General features: G+C 38.1%; 21 protein-coding genes. 13 read left to right on the forward strand and 8 right to left on the reverse strand.

Annotation, left to right across the window (positions count from 1 at the left end; translation table 11 throughout):
• Positions 1-522 precede the first annotated feature (522 nt).
• Entirely contained in the window at positions 523-1,749 is a 1,227-nt protein-coding gene (locus F952_RS07125) for an acyl-CoA dehydrogenase (protein WP_004924907.1), read from the reverse strand.
• A 251-nt stretch (positions 1,750-2,000) separates the two neighbouring features.
• On the opposite strand from F952_RS07125, the gene F952_RS07130 reads away from it, so the two are divergent.
• Positions 2,001-2,948 (forward strand): LysR substrate-binding domain-containing protein, encoded by a 948-nt coding sequence (locus F952_RS07130; RefSeq protein WP_004924909.1) that lies wholly within the window; start codon positions 2,001-2,003, stop codon positions 2,946-2,948.
• Positions 2,949-2,955: 7 nt separating this feature from the next.
• On the opposite strand, the gene F952_RS07135 is transcribed toward F952_RS07130, so the two are convergent.
• Positions 2,956-3,282: a hypothetical protein gene (locus tag F952_RS07135; RefSeq protein WP_004924912.1), complete on the reverse strand. Its 327-nt coding sequence runs from the start codon at positions 3,280-3,282 to the stop codon at positions 2,956-2,958.
• A 169-nt stretch (positions 3,283-3,451) separates the two neighbouring features.
• Here F952_RS07135 and F952_RS07140 point away from each other — a divergent pair, with 169 nt between their 5' ends.
• Entirely contained in the window at positions 3,452-3,889 is a 438-nt protein-coding gene (locus F952_RS07140; protein ID WP_004924915.1) for an HD domain-containing protein, read from the forward strand.
• A gap of 106 nt (positions 3,890-3,995) precedes the next feature.
• Positions 3,996-4,895 carry a LysR family transcriptional regulator gene (locus F952_RS07145; protein ID WP_004924918.1) on the forward strand — a complete coding sequence of 300 codons (900 nt, stop codon included), beginning with the start codon at positions 3,996-3,998 and terminating at the stop codon, positions 4,893-4,895.
• A gap of 188 nt (positions 4,896-5,083) precedes the next feature.
• Here the strand turns inward: F952_RS07145 and F952_RS07150 are convergent, their stop codons facing one another.
• Together F952_RS07150 and F952_RS07155 are read right to left on the reverse strand one after the other, a co-directional pair.
• Positions 5,084-6,175 (reverse strand): YheT family hydrolase, encoded by a 1,092-nt coding sequence (locus F952_RS07150; RefSeq protein WP_004924921.1) that lies wholly within the window; start codon positions 6,173-6,175, stop codon positions 5,084-5,086.
• Positions 6,176-6,296: 121 nt separating this feature from the next.
• On the reverse strand, positions 6,297-8,321 hold the full coding sequence (locus F952_RS07155; RefSeq protein ID WP_004924924.1) for an NADPH-dependent 2,4-dienoyl-CoA reductase: 2,025 nt from the start codon (positions 8,319-8,321) through the stop codon (positions 6,297-6,299).
• A 123-nt stretch (positions 8,322-8,444) separates the two neighbouring features.
• Between F952_RS07155 and F952_RS07160 the strand changes: the two genes are divergently transcribed.
• The 5 genes from F952_RS07160 (at position 8,445) to putP (ending at position 14,223) form a co-directional block, all read left to right on the forward strand.
• Complete coding sequence (locus F952_RS07160; RefSeq protein WP_004924927.1) at positions 8,445-8,987, forward strand: PadR family transcriptional regulator; 543 nt, start codon at positions 8,445-8,447, stop codon at positions 8,985-8,987.
• 9 nt (positions 8,988-8,996) lie between these two features.
• Entirely contained in the window at positions 8,997-9,914 is a 918-nt protein-coding gene (locus tag F952_RS07165; protein ID WP_004924929.1) for an alpha/beta fold hydrolase, read from the forward strand.
• 325 nt (positions 9,915-10,239) lie between these two features.
• Positions 10,240-11,526, forward strand: a complete 1,287-nt coding sequence (locus tag F952_RS07170) for an MFS transporter (protein WP_026056953.1) — start codon at positions 10,240-10,242, stop codon at positions 11,524-11,526.
• 121 nt (positions 11,527-11,647) lie between these two features.
• Positions 11,648-12,349: an SIR2 family NAD-dependent protein deacylase gene (locus tag F952_RS07175; RefSeq protein WP_004924937.1), complete on the forward strand. Its 702-nt coding sequence runs from the start codon at positions 11,648-11,650 to the stop codon at positions 12,347-12,349.
• Positions 12,350-12,729: 380 nt separating this feature from the next.
• Positions 12,730-14,223: a sodium/proline symporter PutP gene (gene putP / locus F952_RS07180; RefSeq protein ID WP_004924941.1), complete on the forward strand. Its 1,494-nt coding sequence runs from the start codon at positions 12,730-12,732 to the stop codon at positions 14,221-14,223.
• Between the two features lie 33 nt (positions 14,224-14,256).
• On the opposite strand, the gene F952_RS07185 is transcribed toward putP, so the two are convergent.
• Complete coding sequence (locus tag F952_RS07185; protein ID WP_004924943.1) at positions 14,257-14,760, reverse strand: Lrp/AsnC ligand binding domain-containing protein; 504 nt, start codon at positions 14,758-14,760, stop codon at positions 14,257-14,259.
• A 121-nt stretch (positions 14,761-14,881) separates the two neighbouring features.
• Here F952_RS07185 and putA point away from each other — a divergent pair, with 121 nt between their 5' ends.
• From putA to F952_RS07210, 5 genes are all read left to right on the forward strand, one after another.
• Positions 14,882-18,652 carry a trifunctional transcriptional regulator/proline dehydrogenase/L-glutamate gamma-semialdehyde dehydrogenase gene (gene putA, locus F952_RS07190; protein ID WP_004924946.1) on the forward strand — a complete coding sequence of 1,257 codons (3,771 nt, stop codon included), beginning with the start codon at positions 14,882-14,884 and terminating at the stop codon, positions 18,650-18,652.
• Positions 18,653-18,989: 337 nt separating this feature from the next.
• Entirely contained in the window at positions 18,990-20,075 is a 1,086-nt protein-coding gene (gene trmA, locus F952_RS07195; RefSeq protein WP_004924950.1) for a tRNA (uridine(54)-C5)-methyltransferase TrmA, read from the forward strand.
• 251 nt (positions 20,076-20,326) lie between these two features.
• Positions 20,327-20,554: a hypothetical protein gene (locus F952_RS07200; protein WP_004924955.1), complete on the forward strand. Its 228-nt coding sequence runs from the start codon at positions 20,327-20,329 to the stop codon at positions 20,552-20,554.
• Between the two features lie 199 nt (positions 20,555-20,753).
• Positions 20,754-20,975 (forward strand): hypothetical protein, encoded by a 222-nt coding sequence (locus F952_RS07205; protein WP_004924957.1) that lies wholly within the window; start codon positions 20,754-20,756, stop codon positions 20,973-20,975.
• Positions 20,976-21,305: 330 nt separating this feature from the next.
• Positions 21,306-22,106, forward strand: a complete 801-nt coding sequence (locus F952_RS07210; protein ID WP_004924960.1) for an undecaprenyl-diphosphate phosphatase — start codon at positions 21,306-21,308, stop codon at positions 22,104-22,106.
• A 44-nt stretch (positions 22,107-22,150) separates the two neighbouring features.
• Here F952_RS07210 and F952_RS07215 read toward each other — a convergent pair whose 3' ends face one another.
• The 3 genes from F952_RS07215 to F952_RS07225 all read right to left on the reverse strand — a co-directional run.
• Positions 22,151-22,384 (reverse strand): hypothetical protein, encoded by a 234-nt coding sequence (locus F952_RS07215; protein ID WP_004924963.1) that lies wholly within the window; start codon positions 22,382-22,384, stop codon positions 22,151-22,153.
• A 236-nt stretch (positions 22,385-22,620) separates the two neighbouring features.
• The gene (locus F952_RS07220) at positions 22,621-23,466 is read right to left on the reverse strand and encodes an OmpA family protein (RefSeq protein WP_004924965.1); all 846 of its coding nucleotides are present in this window, start codon (positions 23,464-23,466) and stop codon (positions 22,621-22,623) included.
• A 56-nt stretch (positions 23,467-23,522) separates the two neighbouring features.
• A partial coding sequence (locus F952_RS07225) for a YadA-like family protein (RefSeq protein ID WP_004924968.1) occupies positions 23,523-24,332 on the reverse strand: 810 nt, incomplete at its 5' end.

Genomic DNA, 24,332 nt, shown 5'->3' on the forward strand with positions numbered 1-24,332 from the left:
CATTTTGTGCCTTTCTTAAAGAATAAGACACCAATTCTGGCTCATCAATTTTCTGACTTAAATTTCGCTCAAATAAACTTCGAGTAATTTAAACCAATCAATCAATGATAATATATCAATCAATCAACCAGTAAAAATCCACACAAGTTGTTCTTCTATTCTCTTAATGATCGATTTGCTCTTCGTCAGAGACAAATTCAACGCAAAACACTTTCTTCAACCTTAACCCTGTGAGCTAAGATGTTTTCGTGTATCGCGTCGGGATGCTGCGTATTCTATGCAATTTAAAACTTTAAGCAAGACATATTTTAAAATTAATTTTCAATGGGTTATTTTTTAACCAAACCTGAATAAAAAATTGCTTTTTAGCTTATTTATTAAGCAATAATGCAATTTTATCTGCTTTCTCAACATTAATACTTAAAAATATGTCGAAGCTAATCTTGTTTACTCAAATGAAATTTAGGGATTCACATGTCTTTGTGAATCCCTAATCATTGAATCTTGATTATTTAAATGGATTTAGTTACTAAAAGCAGCGATACCCGTTTGGGCACGCCCAAGAATAAGTGCATGTACATCGTGTGTTCCCTCATAAGTATTTACAACTTCAAGATTAACAAGATGACGTGCTACACCAAATTCATCACTGATTCCATTCCCGCCCATCATATCTCTTGCCAGACGAGCAATTTCTAATGCTTTCCCACAATTGTTACGCTTAATTAAAGAAGTACCCTCAACCGCTGCAATACCTTCATCTTTCATACGCCCAAAACGCAAAGCTACTTGTAATCCCAGACTAATTTCAGTCTGCATATCGGCAAGCTTTTTCTGAATTAGTTGGTTTGCGGCCAATGGGCGGCCAAATTGTTTACGATCAAGTGTATATTGGCGTGCAGTATGCCAACAGAATTCGGCGGCTCCCATTGCTCCCCAGGCAATTCCATAGCGGGCACTGTTTAAACAGGTAAAGGGACCTTTTAGTCCACGAACTTCGGGAAATGCATTTTCTTCAGGCACAAATACATTATCCATTACAATTTCGCCTGTAATTGACGCTCGTAAACCAACCTTGCCATGTATGGCTGGTGCAGAAAGTCCATCCCATCCTTTCTCTAAAATAAAGCCACGAATTTCACCCACATGACCTTCACTCGATACTTCTTTTGCCCACACCACAAATACATCGGCGATTGGACTATTTGTAATCCACATTTTCGCCCCTGTAAGTCGGTATCCACCCTCTACTTTTTTGGCGCGTGTGATCATACTTCCTGGATCGGAGCCATGATCTGGTTCGGTTAAACCAAAACATCCAATATATTCACCTGTAGCCAATTTAGGTAAATATTTCTGTTTTTGTTCTTCTGTACCAAACTCGTTAATTGGAACCATCACCAAAGAGCTTTGTACACTTGCCATGGAGCGATAACCAGAGTCAACACGTTCAATTTCACGAGCGATCAATCCATAACTGACATAGTTTAAACCAGCCCCACCATATTGTTCGGGAATTGTTGGTCCAAGTAGACCAAGCTCTCCCATTTCACGAAAAATATTTGGATCAGTTTTTTCATGACGAAATTGTTCTAGTACACGCTGCATCAATTTATCTTGACAATATGCAAAGGCACTATCACGAATCATACGTTCTTCTTCTGATAATTGTTGCTCAAGCAAAAAGGGATCTTCCCAATTAAAATGAACACGTCCTGATTTTGTTACTTTATCGACCATTTGATTCATTGCTTCCCTAGCGTATTCAATTAAGTTATAGCCTCATATTACGATTTCAAATTTCTCATAGCAAACGTTAATTTCGCATACAGTTATTCCATTTACACATATCTTGTTTTAAGATTGATGTGCGATTAATAAGTAATGAGAAGATTTTAAGCGTATCAAAGTGATTATCCTGATGAATCAGATATGAACAATTGCTTGAATTTAGTTTTTAAATTACTCAAAAACATGAGAAAAAAGCATAAGGAAAAAATGTGCGTCGTATGATTCCGTCTATACAGTCCTTAATTTGTTTTGAATCGGCTGCAAAACATAAAAGCTATACCGATGCAGCACAAGAGCTTTCTATCACACAGAGTGCGGTATCCAGACAGATCCAACAATTAGAAGACTTTTTAGATATTGAGCTTTTTAGTCGTACCAGACATGGCGTTGAATTGACTCAGGCAGGAGAACAATACTATAAAAACATTAAGCCACTTTTACTTGGAATCGAGCATAGTACGTTAGACTTAATGTCTCATAAAGGCTTAGGGGGTACTCTAAAACTGGGTGTGATACCCACTTTCGCAACGCGCTGGTTACTACCACGCTTGTATCGTTTCAATGAAATTTATCCAGAAATCACAATTCACCTCGAAACCAGCACAAAACCTTTTTTGTTTAGCGATCATATCTTTGATGCGGCTATTTATGCTGGAACGCCATCTCAAATTGAGAATTGGCCTGGCGCAAAAATTCAGTTTTTGATGCAAGAAGAAGTCGTACCCGTTTGTTCACCAACTTTAATTAAAAGACATTTTCCAGATATTACACTCAAGCAAAATCAGACTATCAGTTTAAGCCCAGAACAAATCAGTCAATTACCCCTTTTACAGCAAACAACTCGCCCCTATATTTGGAAAGAATGGTTCACCTGCATGGGATATGAGTATCCTTATGCAATGGAAGGTCAACGACATGAGCTATTTTCGATGCTAGCGGTAGCAGCAACGCATCATCTTGGTGTCGCACTGATTCCACAAATGCTTCTAGAAAAAGAGCTGTTAAATAGAGAACTGATTGTGATCTCATCTTTAAAGCTAGTAGGTACTCGTTCTTATTATTTTGTTTATTCAGAGCAAAATAATAATATACTTATTCAAAAATTCATTGACTGGTTAGAACAAGAAGTAAAGAATTTTCAAAATCAAGTCGTTTGAGCAGTAATCATGAGACTGAACTAAAACCAATATATCGAAATAGATTTTGCACCCCTAAATCTGTTTGAATGATTGTTAGCTGTGGATAAGGCGTTGTAGTAATGGCTTGAAAAATGTTCATTTCATCATCTTCATGCAATTCATCTACAGACTGTAGCATGTTCGCTTCAAAGCGGTCTGTCACAAATTCAAACCCAAGATCCATCGCAATAAACAATGTATGCTCACAAGGTTGGATATATTGTTCTTGAGTCCAATCAACTACATGATGTTGGCAGATTGGACATAAAATATTGGCAGATAAATCAGATTGCTGAATGAGTTGATAGGTCATTGGAGCACCTCAAAATTAGAGGCCTTAGTGTAAAAGAAATATTTGCTTTCATCTAATTTTTTTCAAATCGACTTTAGATGGATTGATCTTCATGACAACTCGTGTTTTATTTTAAAACATAACGTGTAGTGATTAATGTACTGAGTTAGTCATTTGAAATGGAGATTTCATGTCAACATTAGAAAAAGCAATTGCACTGGCAGCCAAAAAACATGCAGGACAAATTGATAAAGCAGGACAACCCTACATTCTCCATCCTCTCCGATTAATGCTTAACGTAGATACCATAGAACAAAAGATGGTTGCTGTTATGCATGATTTGCTTGAAGATACGGATACCACAATCGTTGATCTAATTTCACTTGGATTTAGCCAAAATGTAATTGATGCCGTGGTGGCATTAACAAAAAAAGAAGGCGAAAACCGTTTAGATGCAGCTAAACGAATTGTAAAAAATCCGCTTGCCCGAACCATTAAACTGGCTGATCTTGCAGATAATATGGATATTAACCGTATTAAATCTCCCACACCTCGGGATCTGTTACGCTTAGAAGAATATAAGAAAGTGAAAGAGTTTTTACTCAATCCACCAGCACTATTTGTTTAATTTGACTAAATTACTCAGTTTTAACATAGCATGCTTAAATTATTAGTTATAATCTCAGGATATTTATAGTTTTTAATTTTTTGCTGCAGTGCAACGGAAAACCATCATGTTTACAGATTTAGACGATTTTTACTGTTTCGCCTTAGTAGTTGAACATGGTGGATTCAGTGCAGCAGAACGTGCAACTGATATTCCAAAATCCAAACTGAGCCGTCGTGTGTATAATCTTGAAGAACGTTTGGGTGTTCGTTTAATCCAGCGAAGTTCTCGACATTTTGCAGTCACCGATATTGGTATGAATATTTATCGGCATGCTCAAGTCATGATGAATGCAGCTCAAGCTGCACACGATCTGGTCGATCATTTGAGCATTAAACCTCGCGGTGTGATCAAAGTCAGTGTACCAGTAGATATTGCTCAAAATCAGATGTCTAAGCTCCTACCAGAATTTTTAAAATTATATCCAGAAATTCGGGTACAGTTGATGATTAGTAATCGTCGCGTAGATATTGTCAACGAAGGGATTGATATCGCCTTAAGAGTACGCTCCAAACTTGATGATGATCCGAGTCTGGTTTTACGTCAATTTGCGCAGATAGAACAGCACCTGTTTGCAAGTCAGGCCTATTTGAATGAATTTGGTTCGGTCAAAATTCCAGATGATTTACCTCAACATCGCTTTTTAAGCCTTTCCGATGATCATCTGGATCAGCAATTCACGCTTTATGATCAAAACAATCAACTACATAAAGTCAAAGTGAATCCAGTGGTCATGGCATCAAATCTTTTAATGCTTGCTCAACTGGCTTCACAAAATTGCGGTATCGCACTTTTGCCAGACACAATCGCCTGTGATTATATAAAAAGTGGTGAATTGGTACGCGTTCTACCTGAATGGAAAGCACCTCATGGTATTTTTCACGCAGTATACCCATCACGTCGTGGACTTTTACCCGCAGTTCGTGTGTTTATCGACTTTCTAGTCGAACATTTGACAGAACGTTAATTCTAAATAAAAAAAGCTTATCCTGTTACAGATAAGCTGGAATTTTCAAAGAAACTTACAGCACTTTGAATACGAACTCATATTACTCACTTTTTGATGTAATCGCATGCAGTTAATAGGTATTTTTATATACTTTAAAAGTATATTAATTGACTTTGCAATTGGATTTGGTTTTATATGCAACGTGGTTAACACTGCTGATGATGCTGAAGAAAATAATTTGCCATAAGTCGAGAAGCCCATGACTGAGGTGTCCAGCCTTCATAAAAAGCACAATGACTACCCTTTTTAGTCGTTACAACCACAATATTCGATAATTTTTGAATTTCTGGAATATAAGGCTCAAAATTATCAATATGACATACAGGATCATCTTGTGAGTTTAAAACCATCAATGGAATTTTGATATTCTTAAAAACGTGCATTGGATTGGTTGCCAGACTATACTCTTGATAATTTTTAAATCCCGCCAATTTGTAATAACGCAGGTGGAATTCTGTCAGGTTTTTCGAAGACAAAACCTCCTCAAGATTTTCGACATGTTGCCAAGAATCAATATACTTATATACAAAGGTTTTTAAGAGTTTTTTGGCCATATACTGGCTATACACAGGATGTACTTTTTCAAATCCAGTTTCTGTGTTGTAACCAGGACAAAATGCAAAAGCCGCTTTAAAGTAAGCCTCATCTGCCTCTTCCCCCAAGTAACGCACCAATAAACCTGATCCTGCTGATGAACCGACCCCATATAGATTTGATTGTGGAAAATGATTTTGAATATAATCAAGCTGCTGTTTTAAATCTGAAACTGAACCAAAAAGGTTAAATCGAGGAACGGAAAATTCTAGATCGGCATGGCCACGACGAACACATAATGCAATACGCCATCCTGTGTGCTGATGTAAATCTCTGACCAACTCTCTCATACTCGATGGGGTACCCGTAATCGTATGTAAGATGACGATAGTTGGTATCTCTGGTGGTAAGTCATAGCCTAGCCAATAAATCGCAGTTTTACCCGCATCATCCATCTCTAGTATATCAATATGATCATATTCAAGAGTGATCAACTTTTTTTTAAATAGATCAAAATATAAAAGCTGTAAATGCGTATTGAAAAGCCAAGGTGTGGGGCGATATTTATTTTGTAACTGTTCAATATTATCGACTATCAGTTGCAACTGACTATTATGATGGTGATAAATCTTAGGCTGTTCTGCTCCTGTAACGCGATCGATAGTATCAGAAACCAGTTGATTGAGCCGATTTATAATTTTCATATCATTTACCAATCGTAAAGTAAAATATTTTGGCTTTTTCAAAAATGCAAAATCTATTAACAAATAATTGTAAGGTTCAACCCTCTATAAAGTGAGTTAAACCTTTCAAATGATTAAATTATTAGAGGGTTGCCGCTAATTCTGCACCTTGTCGTATTGCACGTTTTGCATCCAGCTCACCAGCTTCTTTGGCTCCACCAATAAGATGCACATTTTTGCCACTCTCACGTAAGGCCTCATACATAGCAGTATAAGATTCTTGACCCGCACAGATCACTACGTTATCAACCTCAAGAACAGTGGCTTTATCGCCGATCATGATATGTAAACCTTGATCATCGATCTTTTCATAAGAAGCACCAGCAATCATTTTGACATTTCGATGTTTTAAGCCTGTGCGATGAATCCAGCCAGTGGTTTTTCCTAAATTGGCGCCTACAGACGAAGCTTTACGTTGTAGTAAATAAATTTCTCGCTCCGATGCCTCAATCACAGGTTGCTTTAATCCACCTACATGCGCATAAGAGGTATCAATTCCCCATTCATCATAGAATTTTTTAGGATTTAAACTGGCACTTTCACCTTCGTGCGTCAGGAATTCTGCGGTATCAAAGCCTATTCCACCCGCACCAATAATAGCGATACGTTTACCCACAGGTTTTCGGTTTTTTAACACATCCAAATAACTCAATACTTTTGGATGATCAATACCTGGAATATTTAAATGTCTTGGGATCACGCCTGTTGCAATCACAATTTCATCAAAACTGGCTTGCATAAGCTCATCCAGTGTTGCTTTATGATTCAAGATTAACTCAATATTGGGTTGCAACTCGATCTGGCGCTTAAAATAACGTAATGTTTCGTAGAACTCTTCTTTACCAGGTATGGTCTTTGCGATATTAAATTGGCCACCAATTTGTTCGCTCGCTTCAAAAATTTTAACTTGATGACCACGATTTGCAGCATAAGTTGCAAAGCTTAGCCCTGCTGGACCAGCTCCAATCACTGCAATCTGTTTAACCTTGTCAGCCTGGGGAAATTTTAATTCAGTTTCGTGACATGCACGTGGATTAACCAAACACGAAGCAACAGTTCCTGTAAAAATATGATCAAGACATGCCTGATTGCAGCCGATACAGGTGTTAATTTCATCACTACGCCCTTCACCTGCCTTTAATGCAAACTCTGGATCGGCAAGCATCGGACGTGCCATAGAAATGAGATCGGCTTGACCATTTGCCAAGACGTGCTCTGCCATTTCTGGTGTATTAATACGATTAGAAGTGATCAGTGGCGTTTTAACATGCGGTCTAATTTTCTCTGTAACCCATGTAAATGCTGCACGTGGCACCTTTGTCGCAATTGTAGGAATACGTGCTTCATGCCAACCAATGCCTGTATTTATAATGGTGGCACCTGCCTTTTCAATTTCCTTCGCTAAATGAATGACTTCATCCAGCGTTGAACCACCTTCCACAAGGTCTAGCATCGATAGGCGATAGATAATAATAAAATTTTCACCCACTTCAGCACGCGTACGTTTTACAATTTCAATAGGAAAACGAATACGATTTTCATAGTGACCACCCCACTCATCCTCACGGTGGTTAGTACGTGCAGCAATAAACTCATTAATGAGATAACCTTCCGACCCCATAATTTCAACACCATCATAGCCAGCATACTGAGCCAATTTTGCACAATTTACAAAATCAGAAACAGTTTGCCACACCTCTGCTGAGCTTAATTCCTGTGGTTTTATCGGGTTGATTGGAGCCTGAATAGCAGAAGGTGCAACAATATTTTGTTGATAAGAATAACGGCCAGTATGCAAAATCTGCATGGCTATTTTACCACCCGCATCATGTACTGCTTGTGTAATAATCTTATGTTTTACTGCTTCTTCTCTGGTATCTAATTTTGAGGCATGAGCAAAAGTACGACCTGCATCATTGGGTGCGATCCCCCCTGTTACAATAAGCCCGACCTCACCTTTAGCACGCTCTGCATAAAAAGCAGCCATGCGCTCATAACCACCTGGGGCTTCTTCAAGACCAATATGCATAGATCCCATCATTATTCTATTTTTTAAAGTAGTAAAACCTAAATCTAGGGGTGCAAGTAAATGTGGATAAAACGACATAACAACTCCGTGGCTCGCAAAAGCTTGCTTAGTGCAACATGTTGCATTAATTTATAAACAAGATTTGATTTTTATGCAACTTATTGCATAATCTGGACAGTCACACTTTGTTTTAGGATTACTATGTCGCTTGCGCATGTTTTGCTTACCAGCTTACTGGAAAAGCCAAGTACAGGCTTCGAACTTGCCCGACGTTTTGACCGATCAATGGGTTTCTTTTGGAATGCCAGTCATCAGCAAATTTATCGCGAACTCAACTCAATGTTAGGCAAAGGCTGGATTTCCACAGTTCAAGGTGAAGAAGCACAGACACGAAAGAAAACTTATCAAGTTGAGCAGCCTGGTCATGTTGAACTGTCGAGCTGGTTAATTCAACAAAGTGAACCTTCTCAGTTGCGTGATGATCTTATGGTGCGATTACGTGCTGAAGCGCAGTTAGGCAATAACCAGATTTTACCCGAGCTGGAACGTCATTTGATGCTTCATCAAGAAAAACTCAAACTTTATCAGACGATTTATGATAAAGATTTTACACAAAACTTCCCTGAAAATCGGGTGTTGTTTATTCATAAAAAGATTTTACAATTAGGCATTACCACTGAAAAAGAGTGGATAAAATGGCTGGATGAAGTCATTCCAGCATTAAAATCTTTTGAGACAGATTAGGAAAAGTTCATGCCATTTTATACCATGCCCGACCAAGAACAATTATTTGTCAGACGATTTGGATCTGGTAAACCAGTCGTGGTTCTGTCTGGACTAGGTATGCAAAGTTGGCAATGGGTGCCTTTCTTATTTTCAAATACCAAAGGTTTTGAATTTATTATTCCAGAATGGCGAGGATTTGGTCGCTCTAAAGATTGTGCTATTCCAGAAGATTTAGATTCCATTTCAAGTCATTGGCGTGATCTTGAGCATTTACTCAAACAACTCCAACTTGAAAAATTTGCCATGATTGGTTACTCGATGGGTGCAACGACTGCCATGCATGGTATGCAATATGGTAGCCTCAGTGAGCGTTTACAAGCATATTTGCATATCGACCAAACGCCCAAAATACGTGTTGATAACACTTGGGAATATGGTCTTTTTGGTACACGATACAAAGAATTTAGACGTTTCTTACACCTGATCAATGAATTATTACAAGCATACCCAAATGTTACTCATATTCATGAGCTTCCTGAAACTTATCGTCAGGAACTGATTGAAACATGGTTGAAATTTATAGAATTCCAAAGTAGTAATAAATACAGTCCCATGCTGTTTAAAGTTGCACTTAAGCGCCCTCAATTGCAAAAATACCTTTTACCTATACAACGTTTGGACTATCTCAGATGGTATGTACAAAACTATTTGAATCACCGCGAAGATTATCGGAATACTTTACAACAGCTTGAATGCCCAACCACATTTTTTATTGGGAAAAAATCAACTTTATATCCAGAAAAAGGGCAAACCCTGATCGCTAGCCAGCTTAAAAATGCTCGACATGTGTATTTTGAAAACTCTGGTCATACACCACTTATCACAGAACCTAAAAAATTCAGACATGAAATTCGGCGCTTTCTTGAAGATTTAAATGCCGCATAAATAAATACCTCACCTTGATAAGTAAAATAATATGTCGGGGTTCTTTAATATGATTATTATAAAGTGCTTATATTTTCAGCAAATGCATTTATTCCTACTTCACAATAGTATAATTTTAAAATAATATATTTTTCATACTCTTAACTACTAATAAATATTTTATAAAAGATAGAAATATCTCATATATTGCAATTTTTGCTAGACAGCATTCAATTGCTGTAGTTTTATTCATTTATTGCAATTTCTATATGTGGGCTAAAAGTCTTTTAGAGACTCAATTTAATAACATAACGAAACAAACCATAAGGACATTCATATGAGTGAAGTGGTTTATACCAAAGAAGAGAAACGCAAGCGCGTTATGGGAATTGTCGGGGCATCCTCGGGTAATTTAGTTGAATGGTTCGATTTTTATATTTATGCAGTTTTTGCGATGTATTTCCAGCATGCATTGACAGCACCAAATATGAGTTCTACTGCACAAGGTGTTTATGTTTGGGGTGTATTTGCAGCAAGTTTTTTCATGCGACCTATCGGTAGCTGGTTATTTGGAAGAATTGCAGATAAACATGGCCGCAAACAATCAATGGTTATCTCAATTAGCCTGATGGCTGTCAGTTCATTCCTGTTTGCTTTTTTACCGACCTATGATCAGGTCGGAATGATTGCACCGTTCTTACTTTTAATGGTTCGTTTACTACAGGGATTATCTGTAGGCGGCGAATATGGGGCTGTTGCAACCTATATGAGTGAGATTGCATTAAAAGGTCATCGTGGATTTTATGCATCTTTCCAATATGTCACACTCTCAGGCGGTCAGCTCCTTGCAAGCTTACTGGGTGTAATTTTGCTAGCGTTCATGAGTGAACAACAATTGATGGAGGGCGGCTGGCGTATTCCTTTTGTGATTGGTGGTATCGCTGCCATTATTTCATTGCTTGCTCGTAGTAAACTCGAAGAAACACTTTCACACGAAGATAGTGAGAAGAAAGAGTCTGGTTCTTTACGCGAACTCTTTAAAAAGCACTGGGGTACATTCCTGCTTGTTGTGGGTTATACGTCTGCAGGCTCCTTAACGTTCTATGTTCTTACTGTTTATTCAAAAACGTATCTCACCAATATCGGTATTGATGGCAAAGTCGTTGGTTATATGATGACCTTTGCACTATTTATTTACATGATTGCACAACCTCTTTTTGGCGCAATTTCAGACCGAATTGGCCGACGTGCTTCCATGTTACTATTTAGTGGATTAAGCATTGTGTTTATCTATCCAGTGATGGTGATTGGAATGCGACACTTTAGTTATTCTCCAGTGATTGTCACATTACTGCTTATCTTTTTGATGATGATTTTGAGCTTCTATACCTCAATTAGTGGTCTAATCAAAGCTGAAATGTTTCCACCACATGTACGTGCCTTAGGCGTAGGTTTTTCTTATGCAGTAGGTAATGCCATATTCGGTGGTTCTGCACCTGCTGTTGCATTGCAGTTCAAGCAAGCAGGAATTGAAAATGAATTCTTTATTTATGTGATTGTGATGCTTGTCATCTGTTTCTTCTGTAGTTTTAAACTGCCAAAAGAACCTGAATATCTCCACCACGACAAATAATGATTTGAACTCTAAGATCCGCCAGACTGGCGGATTTTTTATAGGTCCAAGCTGGTTTTTATAGAACAAAAATTATTTATACTTAATATAGTTTCAAAGGATAATGCATAAAGGATAATCAATGAAAAAGCTTGTGGTCTTCTCGGGTGCTGGCATGAGTGCAGAAAGTGGAATTCATACCTTTCGAGATCATGATGGTCTTTGGGAAAATTATCGGATCGAAGAGGTCGCAACACCAGAAGCATGGCAGCAAAATCCATCCTTGGTACAGCATTTTTATAATGAACGCCGTAAAAACATTCTTGCGGCACAACCTAATCTCGCCCATCAAATCATTGCTCAACTTGAATCGTGTTATCAGGTTCAAGTGATTACTCAAAATATAGATGATTTACATGAGCGTGCAGGTTCAACACATGTCTTACATTTACATGGCAATATCCGTCTAGCGAAGAGCTCAGGGCCAAACGCACAGTTTACACAAACGTTTTATCCTATTGACGGGTGGCAGCTTGATCTAAATCAAGATAAATGTAATGAAGGTTATCCTTTACGGCCACATGTGGTATGGTTTGGCGAAGCCGTACCAGCCTATGATGATGCCATCGCTATGTTAAAAGATGCTGATGTATTTATTGTAATTGGTTCCACGCTAAGTGTGTACCCTGTAGCAGGACTGATTCATGAAATCCCGAATCATTGTGAAGCCTATTATATCGATCCTCAAGCAGATTATTTTCGCGTTCCCCATCAATACACTTTACTAAAAATGACAGCAACCGAGGGAATGAAACAACTTTATCTTAAGTTAAAAAATCTTTAATACGCTCTTAAATATTTCGATAAAAATAATTTGGTTTATTTTCAAACGATCATTTGCATAGTCTTTGATCTACACAAACTCACAAAAGAGATTATTTTTTAATCTTATTGATTTTTTTTCGTCCAATTTTTTCAAATCGTTGAATAATATTTTCATATTTTCTTGAATTTAATGACACAATTATTTGAAATATAATGAATTGTTAAATAAAAAAATTAAACAAGACATTTTTACACAAATTAACCTTATCTATACTTAAAATTAACAGTTAATGTTTTCGCATCCGTGTTTATATCACAGCCTTGCTTTAGGTAACCAAATTTTTTTAGCTTGGACTGATTGATTACTCACGTAAATGCACATAAGGATAGGTCCCACTCATGAATTCCATCAATCCAACCACGATCACGTTTATTTTTTATATCGTGGCAATGGTATGTATTGGTCTCTATGCATATAGAGCCACTACAGATTTTTCTGATTATATTCTAGGCGGAAGAAGCCTGGGAAGTTTTGTTACGGCATTGTCTGCTGGCGCATCGGATATGAGTGGATGGCTACTCATGGGATTGCCAGGTGCAATTTATTTATCTGGTCTTTCTGAAGCATGGATCGCGGTTGGGCTGATTATTGGCGCCTGGCTTAACTGGTTATTTGTCGCTGGTCGCTTACGTGTACATACTGAGGTTCAGTCTAATGCACTTACATTACCAGATTATTTCACCAATCGCTTTAACGACACCAAAAAACTATTGCGTATCTCCTCTGCACTCATCATTTTGATTTTTTTCTCAATTTACTGTGCATCGGGTATGGTAGCTGGAGCACGACTTTTCGAAACTATTTTTGGCATGGAATACCACACAGCCTTATGGATTAGTGCCATTGCAACGATTAGCTATGTTTGTGTTGGTGGCTTTCTGGCAATTAGCTGGACAGATACTTTTCAGGCAGGCATGATGTTTTTTGCCCTTATGCTTACCCCTATCTTTGCTTATCTCGCCATTGGTGATGGTCAACAACAATTTGCTCAGTTGATTGATGCTGCTCGCCCCCATGCATTTAATATGCTTTCAGGTGTGAGTTTTATCGCGATTATATCTGCTATGGCATGGGGTCTGGGCTATTTTGGTCAACCCCATATTTTAGTTCGTTTTATGGCTGCCGACTCAGTAAAATCAATTCCTGCTGCACGCCGTATTGGTATGTCATGGATGATCTTGTGTCTAGGTGGTGCTGTGGGCGCAGGTTTCTTTGGCATTGCATTCTTTCAGGGCCATCCTGAGCTTGCAGGCCATGTGAGTAATAACTCCGAACTTGTGTTTATGGAATTGGCACAAATTTTATTTAACCCCTGGGTGGCAGGTATTATCATGGCCGGTATTTTATCGGCAGTCATGAGTACATTAAGCTGTCAGCTTTTGGTGTGTTCAAGTACACTTACAGAAGATTTTTATAAATCTCTTTTACGTAAAAATGCATCACAAAAAGAGCTCGTATGGGTAGGTCGCGTAATGGTGCTTGCGATTTCCGTGTTTGCGATTTTGCTTGCCAGTAATCCTGAAAGTAAAGTTTTAGGTTTGGTATCATACGCATGGGCAGGTTTCGGTGCAGCTTTTGGCCCATTAATTATCTTATCTTTGTTCTGGAAACGGATGACCTTAAACGGTGCTTTGGCAGGTATGGTGGTTGGGGCAGTTGTCGTCATTGGCTGGAAAAATCTGTTTGCTTCAACAGGTATTTATGAAATTATTCCAGGGTTTATTTTTGCCGCCATCGCAATTGTGGTCGTCAGTTTAGTTGGCAAACAGCCAAGTAAAGAAGTGACTGAGCGTTTTGAAGAAGCAGATCGCTTGTATCATAGCTCAAAATAAAATTTAGAGAGATCAAGGCATTCATCAGGGGCTTTAAGAAGCCCCTTTTTTTACACTGCGTTTTACCAGTTTAATTTGCGAAGTCTCTTTTACGACTTGCATCACAGGATAACTTCGCGTTTCTTTAACACCTGGCAATTGCCACAAGGTTTGTCCCGCAAATTTTCGATATTCTTCCATACTGGCACTACGAATCTTCATGAGAAAGTCAAAACCGCCGCTGGTCATATGGCATTCTACAATTTCGGGATACTGGGCCACAGCTTCAATGAATTCTTCTAATCCATTGGTGGTCGTTTTATCAAGTAACACTTCTACAAACACCAAAAAGCTGGCATTTAATTTTTCAGGATTTAGTTTGGCCTCATAACCAACAATAAAACCCTCTTTGCTCAGCTTCTGTACACGAGCCAACACAGCAGTCGCAGACAGGCTTACTTCTTCAGCTAATTTGCTGTTTGAAATTCTTCCATCTCTTTGAAGAATATCAAGAATTTTAATATCCACGCGATCAAGTGTAGAAAAACCCCCACTCATACAAAATTTTCCTCTAAAAAATGAATCAATTATAGTCAGTTATTTGGTAATTATTCTGTAATGATAAATTATCTAAACCCCTTTAAACAATATACCTTAGAGTTTGTCATTGGAATTTGGCATGAATATGATGGATAACGACCCTCAAATGGACACAGCAAAACCTCATTTTGGATATATTTCAGAATTTAAAGAAAAAACTGAACTGGAGCAGCATATCAACGATGCTTGGCGTCGTCCTGAACCAGAAACAGTTGAAACTTTGCTACAAGCTGCCTCTATTTCCGATGAACTCAATCATAAAATTTATGAGCTGGCTTTTGAGCTAGCCAATGGACTACGTGAGCGCAAAACCTCTTCTGGAAAAGCTGGAATCGTTCAAGGACTTTTACAGGAGTTTTCGCTTTCTTCTCAGGAAGGTATTGCTTTAATGTGCCTGGCAGAAGCTCTGCTACGTATTCCCGATGCAGCCACCCGAGATTTATTGATTCGAGATAAAATCAATCAAGGCAACTGGAAAGATCATGTGGGTCAGAGTAGCCTGATGTTTGTCAATGCTGCAGCTTGGGGGCTCATGCTGACAGGCAAACTTATGGAAACGCCGAAACAAGGCAGTTTGTCTGGGTTATTAACTTCAATTTTGGCACGTAGTGGTCGAGGTGTGATTCGTAAAGCAGTCGATGTTGCGATGCGAATGATGGGTGAACAATTTGTTACGGGTGAAACCATTGAAGAAGCGCTCGACAATGCAAAATCTCATGAACATAAAGGATTTCGTTATTCCTACGACATGCTGGGTGAAGCCGCTCTAACAACGCATGATGCCGAACGTTATTTTAATGATTATACGCAGGCCATCCATGCGATTGGTCAGGCATCGAATGGCAAAGGTGTGTATGATGGGCCAGGAATTTCAATTAAACTTTCGGCACTGCATCCACGCTACCAACGTTCACAAATTGCACGAGTGCATGATGAACTCTATGGCAAAGTGTTTAATCTTGCCTTACTCTCCAAAAAATATGATATTGGTTTAAATATTGATGCTGAAGAAGCAGATCGCCTTGAGATTTCTTTAGAATTACTTGAACGTCTATGCTTTGAGCCCGAACTTGCAGACTGGAAAGGGATCGGTTTTGTGATTCAAGCTTATCAAAAGCGTTGTTTCTACGTCGTTGATTATGTCGTTGATCTGGCAAAACGTAGCAAAAAACGCCTGATGATTCGTTTGGTGAAAGGTGCGTATTGGGATAGTGAAATCAAAAAAGCACAAATTGATGGTATGCACGATTATCCAGTCTTTACCCGTAAAGTGCATACTGATTTATCTTATATTGCTTGTGCCAAAAAACTGTTAGCAGCACCTGAGCAAATCTATCCGCAGTTTGCCACGCATAATGCACAATCACTTGCTACAATTTATGAACTTGCTGATCCAGGCAAATATTATGCAGGCCAATACGAATTTCAATGCTTACATGGCATGGGCGAACCCTTATACGAACAAGTAGTAGGTTCTCGCAGTGACAAAAAACTGGGGATTCCATGCCGTATCTATGCACCTGTAGGCAATCATGAAACCTTACTTGCCTATCTGGTACGTCGATTGCTCGAAAATGGTGCTAACACATCATTTGTGAATCGTATTGCTGATCAAAATCTAAAAATTGAAGATTTAATACAATCACCTTTTGATGAAATTGCAATTAACGCACAACGTGAAGGTCAAGCTGGATTAAAACATCCTGCCATTCCTTTACCACACAATTTGTATGGATCATTACGTCAAAATTCGAAAGGTTTTGATCTTGCCAATGATGCAACTTTGACAGCGTTGAACGAAACTGCACAGCAGCTTGAACATAAAGTCTGGGAAAGTAGACCTTTACTAGCTCAAACTGTTGATCAAATTGATGTAAGCCCGCAAGCGTTGCTAAATCCAGCGGTTCATTTAGATATTGTGGGCTACGTTCAGGAAGCGACGCTTGAGCAAGTTGATGTTGCGCTCGAATCTGCAACTCAGGCTCAGCAGGCCTGGGCAAATACCGAGAAAAACCATCGGGCAGCTACACTCAAGAAAGCGGCAAACTTGATGGAATCACGTATGCAGGAACTCATGGTCTTGCTGTGCCGTGAAGCAGGTAAAACTTATGCAAACGCAATTTCAGAAGTTCGTGAAGCAGTAGATTTCTTACGTTATTATGCCACTCAAATCGAAAGTCTGAAGCCTACTGCTCAAATCGAGCCGTTAGGTACAGTCCTGTGCATTAGCCCCTGGAACTTTCCATTGGCAATTTTTACAGGCCAGATTGCTGCGGCACTTGGTGCTGGAAACTGTGTCATTGCAAAACCTGCCGAACAGACACCATTAATTGCGGCACAGGCTGTACATATTTTACATGAAGCGGGTATTCCTAAAAGTGTACTACAGCTTTTACCAGGCCGTGGTGAAACTGTCGGCGCCAAGCTCAGTAGTGACCAGCGTATTCAAGGTGTCATGTTTACTGGCTCAACAGAAGTTGCCAAGATTTTGCAAAAAACGGTAGCAAAACGACTTTCGCCTTCTGGTCATCCTATTCCTTTAATTGCGGAAACTGGTGGTCAAAATGCCATGATTGTCGACTCATCTGCCTTGACAGAGCAAGTGGTGATTGATGTCTTGAATTCAGCTTTTGACAGTGCAGGTCAACGTTGTTCAGCTTTACGTATTTTATGCGTACAAGAAGACAATTCAAAAACACTAGTGACTATGCTCAAAGGTGCAATGCAGCAACTGATTATGGGTAATCCATTTCTGCTCAAAACCGATATTGGTCCAGTGATTGATTTAGAGGCAAAACAAACCATTGATCAACATATTCAGAAAATGCGCAGCAAAGGTTATCCCGTATATCAGTTAATTTTTAATCATGAAGCAGCATCGCAAGCGCAATTGAGCCAAGGAACATTTGTCACTCCAACCTTGATTGAATTACCCAATCTTGATGATCTGGAACGTGAAGTATTTGGCCCTGTGTTACATGTCATTACTTATAAACATGGTGAAATAAAACAGCTACTTCAACATATTAATGCCAAAGGTTATGGTTTGACTATGGGATTGCATACTCGTATCGATGAAACCATCAATACAGTGGTACAACATGCCGAAGTGGGTAATCTTTACATTAATCGTAATATCGTGGGTGCAGTGGTAGGTGTACAACCATTTGGGGGTGAAGGCTTATCAGGTACAGGGCCTAAAGCAGGTGGTCCGCTTTACTTATATCGTTTAATGGCATCTTGCACAGAAAAAGCAATACAGACTCCTTTTGGTATACCAGCAGAAAATGTTGCAGTGCCATTAACGCAACTCTCGTTATTCCGCGAGTTTTCGGCGTGGATTAAAAAGCAGTATCCTGCCCATCAACTTCCTAATGTCGTGCCATTGAATGTCGGTCATGCTTTTGACCTACAAGGCCCGACAGGTGAAACCAACCGCTATATGATGTTGCCACGTAAACGTATACTGGCAATAGCAAGTAATGAATTGGAACTATGTCATCAAATGCTGGCGATATTTGCAGTAAACAGTCAAGTTGCTTTATTAGAAAGTAATCCTTCTTTGCAAAAATTTGGACAGGATTTACCCACAGTAGTTCGTCAGGCGATTATTGAAATTCGTGGTGTTGAGCATGGCGATTTTGATGCAGTCTTACATCATGGTTCAACTGAGGAGTTGCAAGTTTTACAAACACAGATTGCAAATCGTCAAGGTCCGATTGTCGGCATTACTCATTTGCAAAATTCAGAGCAAGTCATTCCACTCGAGCGTCTCGTCATTGAACATGCTATTAGTGTAAATACGGCAGCGGCTGGTGGTAATGCGAGTTTGATGACCATGTCGGAGTAACTGTATTTAAATAATTGTGTCTGAATAAATCAAACCGATCTAATCATTTACCAAAAGCCCTGAATGTTTAATATTTGGGGCTTTTGTTTTAGCCTGATGATTGCTTTTTATAAAAAATAAATGTGAAATTGTATAACGCTCAAGATGATCAACCTCAATGTAAAGATCGTTTTTGTCGTTATGAAAAATATATGTATAAATTGTATTACAGGCAATGGTTGAAAAATCTGCATTGATTCAAAAATATTACAAGTGCAATAAGGCCAAGTTTTCTCCCTGTGAATGTGTTTTTTTGCTAGTATTTGCGCTTTGATTGATCTTGATATTTTACTTATTTATGTCTCAAACCTATCAGCAGCAGTTGCAAAGCAAAATTGAACGAATCACCCATCAATTCGCAGAATTTAACCCACCTGCCCTTGAAGTTTTTGAATCTCCCGAGCAGCATTTTCGTATGCGTGCAGAATTTCGAATCTGGCATACAGATAATGATTTATTTTATGCAATGTTTGAACGCAATGAGGACGGTAAGCAAAAAGAAGTGATTCGTGTAGACGAATTTCCAATTGCAGATCAAAGTATCAATCAACTCATGCCACGCTTGTTAGAAGAACTCAAAGCCAATCCAACGTTATCTCAGCGAATCTTTGAAGCTGATTTTTTAACGACTTTAAGCGGTGAAATGCTAGTTACGCTCATTTACCATCGAAAGTTAGATACAGAATGGGAAAGTGCTGCTAAAGCTTTGGCCGAAAAATTAAATATTAAAATTATGGGTCGTAGTCGCGGTCAAAAGGTAATTATTGGCGATGACTACGTAGTAGAGCAACTCAATGTGCATGGTCGCACTTTTAAATACAAACAAATCGAAAGTAGCTTTACCCAACCCAATGCTGAGGTTTGCCAAAAGATGCTCACCTGGGCATGTGATGTAATTCAGGGTTCAAATCAGGATTTGCTCGAGTTGTATTGTGGAAATGGCAATTTCACCCTGCCATTGTCATTACATTTTCGCCGAGTTCTTGCAACAGAATTAGCCAAAAGTTCAGTTTATGCTGCGCAATGGAATATCGAGCAAAATCAGATCGAAAATATTCAAATTGCACGTCTTTCTGCAGAAGAATTTACGCAGGCTTATCAAGGTGAACGTGAATTCAGACGTTTGCAAGAAGCTAATATTGATATTCAAAGCTATGAGTTTGATACGATATTTGTTGATCCGCCACGTGCTGGTATCGACGATGAAACCTTAAAACTCCTTAAAGGCTTTAAACGAATTCTATATATTTCATGCAATCCAGATACCTTATACAACAATTTAAAAACATTGAGTCAAACACATAAAATTACTCGTTTTGCTTTGTTTGATCAGTTCCCTTTTACTCACCATGTTGAGTCTGGTGTGTTACTTGAATTAATTTAAACAAATTATTGCAATGTAGATAACATGTAATAGGTTACGACTGTAACCTATTATTATTTATGAAAATTTACACTTAAAAATACAATATAAATCAAAGATCAAGCCCCTATTACTGTCATAATTTCGTTAAATCTAAGTGTTATCATCGGAAAATTTAGAGTTTATTTGCTGCTTTTATCACTTTTGTTGACTTGTATTTTATTTTATTTTGGCTATATTTCGAGCTATGTTAAGTTGAATGTGAAGGCTCTATGAGTTTTTGGCAAAAGCTGTTCTCGGCAGATGAAATCAATAACGAGCATAAAAACCAAATTGCTTGTGTTGAAAATGATTGTTCTTGTAAAACGAATGAGCAGTTAGTCTCTGCTTTAGCAAAAGCGACTGATGAAGATATCATCAAAGGTATCAAAAAAGTGCTCGTATCTCGTGGGTATAGCCGCAAAGAGTTAAATGAAATTAACCACCATCCTGTGCAATAGATATGAGACTGGCTACGAATTAAGTATTTTGTCCAATATCTCGTAATTAAAAGCTGATTTCTCAGTAGAATTCAGCTTTTTTATTGCTTTAATATTGATTATCGATAGCTTGAATTTCCAGCGTTCCCATCTGATTAACTTGACTTGAACACAAAGCTCACGTAGAAAACATGTGCTTTAGATCATTGATGGACAAACCGTGGCAAAACGCAAACACCCCAAAGAAATCTTCTCTGTACGTCGAATTAACCGAACTTGGTGGATTGTGCAGAAAATAGAAGATACACATTCTTCATTCGTTAAAATTGAAAGTACCAAAGTGCGTAGTCAAGCCAATCAATATGCAGATGACTACGTCGAAAAGTACTATGTCGACTTATATTTAAAGCAACAATTACAGAATCAACATAACCGTATTTAAGGCTATATATTGTCAAAAAAGAACCCATAGTGCCTAGACAACTATGGGTAATCAAGGATCACGCTGTATGTACTATCTTAAGATAGTGTTTCTTATTATTTGAAGAGCCCATAAATGCGCTTCGTAAATCATTATATGAGCAACTATTTTAAATGCAAGTAATTATCATTATCAAATAATATTTTATGAGCTTTCTCTTGATTGCATTACGGTTTACTTTAAGATAAATAACGTTTCTGCTATGACATAATGATTTTAGCCAGAAAATTTTTTGGAATGATATTAGGCAATTTCACACTCGATTAAATTCATACATGAGTAAAATCTTACATGGGAAATATTGAAGCTTTTAAAGCACTTTTTTTGGGTTTTATTGAAGGTTTAACTGAATTTTTACCTATCTCTAGCACTGGACATTTGATTTTATTTGGCCACCTTATTGATTTTCACTCTGATAGTGGTCGTGCTTTTGAAGTGGTTATTCAGCTTGGTGCAATTTTGGCTGTATGTTGGCTGTATAGAAAAAAAATTATCGATCTGGTGCAAGGCTTCTTTAGTGGAGACCAAGAAGCTCGACACTTTACCTTTAGTGTGTTGATGGCTTTTTTTCCTGCGGTCATTATTGGTGTATTGGCGGTAGACTTTATTAAATCTGTTTTATTTAGCCCATTAGTGGTTGCGATTGCGCTCATCATTGGCGGTTTAATTATTTTTTGGGTTGAGTCTAGAGATTTCAAACCCTCTACAACAGAAGCCACAAAAATTACATTCAAACAGGCCATTGCTGTCGGTTTTATTCAGTGTTTAGCCATGATTCCTGGTACATCTCGATCTGGTGCAACAATTATTGGCGGTATGCTCTCAGGTCTTTCCAGAAAAGCAGCAACAGAATTTTCCTTCTTTCTTGCGATGCCAACAATGTTAGGTGCTGCCACTTATGATTTGCTACGTAATGCGGATGTGCTCACCTCTGATAATATGTTAAATATTGGCTTAGGATTTATTACCGCATTTATTTCTGCCTTGTTTGTGGTAAAAGCTCTTGTACGCTTCGTCGAGAAACACACCCTGAGAGTATTTGCATGGTATCGAATCGTTCTGGGGATTATTATTATGTTTGTTATGCTATAAAGCGTATGAAAAAGCTCAGATCATTCTGAGCTTTTTAAGACTGCTTAAATTGCGATCAGCTTTACCAGAATATTCTGTGACTCTTCAATTTCATCATAGTGTGAGTATTTTCTGTTCAGCTCTTTATATTTTAATCTGAAATTGCGTCCATTAAAGATATATGTTGTGGGAATCTGATCAAAATATTCTGCTGGCGCATCCAATTGGTCTTCGTGTAAGGGGGTTCCTAACTGATAATCATCTCCTTTTAGAACCACGTATTTGACTGTTGTTTTCATTTATTTTCACCAGATTTATATCAAATTTTTCTTTTTTATTCTGAACATAATTATTCCATAATGAAAGAGTTATGACAATTTCAAAACAAAATTATTGTATACAATATCGAACTTAAATTTCAATTTTAGAAAGATCTAAATCTTTTATTTATAAATTTTAATGATTTAAAAAAATCGATGATAGGAAACCCTATCATCGACTTATTATTTCACATATAAACGTAATGTAAATGTAATTACTTTTTAACACCAGTAATTTCAACGCTTACACGTCGATCTACTTGAAGACATTCTTTCAAACTTGTCATATTTGATATATCAAAACAACCATTACTGATTGGCTGACTTTTTCCTGCACTTGAAAAACTAATTGTCTTGGCAGGAATACCATCTTTAACCAAATAGTTTTTAACTGTTTGAGCGCGTTTTAATCCTAAATTATAATTGTATGAATCAGAACCAATACGATCTGTATGCCCCACCAGATGAATACGACTCACTGCAATATAATGATTTCGAATATCATTGCTCAAACGTTCAAGTTCTTCATGACCACGTGGTAGTAAATCATTCAAACCAGATCCATTAAACTTAAACAATGCATCTGCAGATAAATTAATAATATCGACCTGCTCTTTTTGTTTAACAATTACTGGCTGAGTTACTGTTTTGACAATTGGCTTTGGTTGAGGATAATTAAACTGATCGCAGTCTTGACCCTTCCAATTTAAGGTTTGTGCAATACCCTTTTCAAAGTCCACACGCAACTGACAACGCTTATAATCCTGAGTTTCAGGAATTCGGATATCTAAAACATAGTTCCATACTTTATTGATAAACATCCCCTCATTGAACTGAGGATTTCCTAATAATGCTCGAAGTTGGTCTTTATTTAAACCCACTTGTAAACGAGCAATATCATCGTACTCATAACGTTGAACCTGCTTTAAATAGCTTTTTTCAATTTTTGGGAACTGCACTTCTTGTGTTCCTGATGCGTCTATCTGGTCATTTGCATTCAGATTTGTTGCAGCAACCGCACTTAGAACACCTAAAATCAATGTTTTTTCTAATAAATTCATGCTAATACTCTCAAGTATAAATTTTTATAAAGATGAAGTTGTTAATTTTGATGAAATTAATCAATGACCCCATTGATCCCGATGCGGAAACTTGCTTCACCTTGGCTTGCTGCTGCTACACCACCAGTTAATGACCAACGGCCATTGTCTGCCGTTTTACGTAAACTTACCCCAATAGCAGATTGACCATTATAAAATCCACTTCCAGCAGCATAAGTATATTTACCCGCTACATACGGAGCTGACTCAAGTGCTAATGCAGATGCTACCCCCGCACTAAGCTTATCCTCGACATCATTGATACGGTTATTAAAAGTCTGCTGAAGATTGGTGATGCGATCACCTAAATCAATATCTACCTGATTTAATGCACCTAATGCATCACCTACATTGTTGTAGGTTCCACCATTTACATTATAGGTTGGATTGGTGATCGAACCATCCGAGTTAACCGTAGAACCACCCCCAAAAATAGATACGGTGCTTTGCAATTGTCCAAGATTGACCGCATCTGTAGTTTTGGTACCAGCTGCAACATTGGTGATTTGTGTGTTGCCTGCATTAATACCAGATTGATTGATAGAAACATTTCCAACTGTGACCTGGTCTGATGTAACACTCTTAAACGTAACATCGTCACTTGTAGCAACATTATAGATTGCCTGACCATTGGCACCTGTCGTGGAAGTTACTGTAATATTTTTGCCTTCTGTTACTTCTGTGGTCGCTTTTGCAGCCGCACTATATAACTGGCTACCATTGACAGCGTCTGTCGAGGTTGCATTCACATCACCTGCTGCAACATTCGTAATCTTGGTATTACCTGCATCAATACCGCTATCTTTGTCAATGACAACCTTACCGAC

The sequence above is a fragment of the Acinetobacter baylyi DSM 14961 = CIP 107474 genome (genome assembly GCF_000368685.1).
Lineage (GTDB): Bacteria > Pseudomonadota > Gammaproteobacteria > Pseudomonadales > Moraxellaceae > Acinetobacter > Acinetobacter baylyi.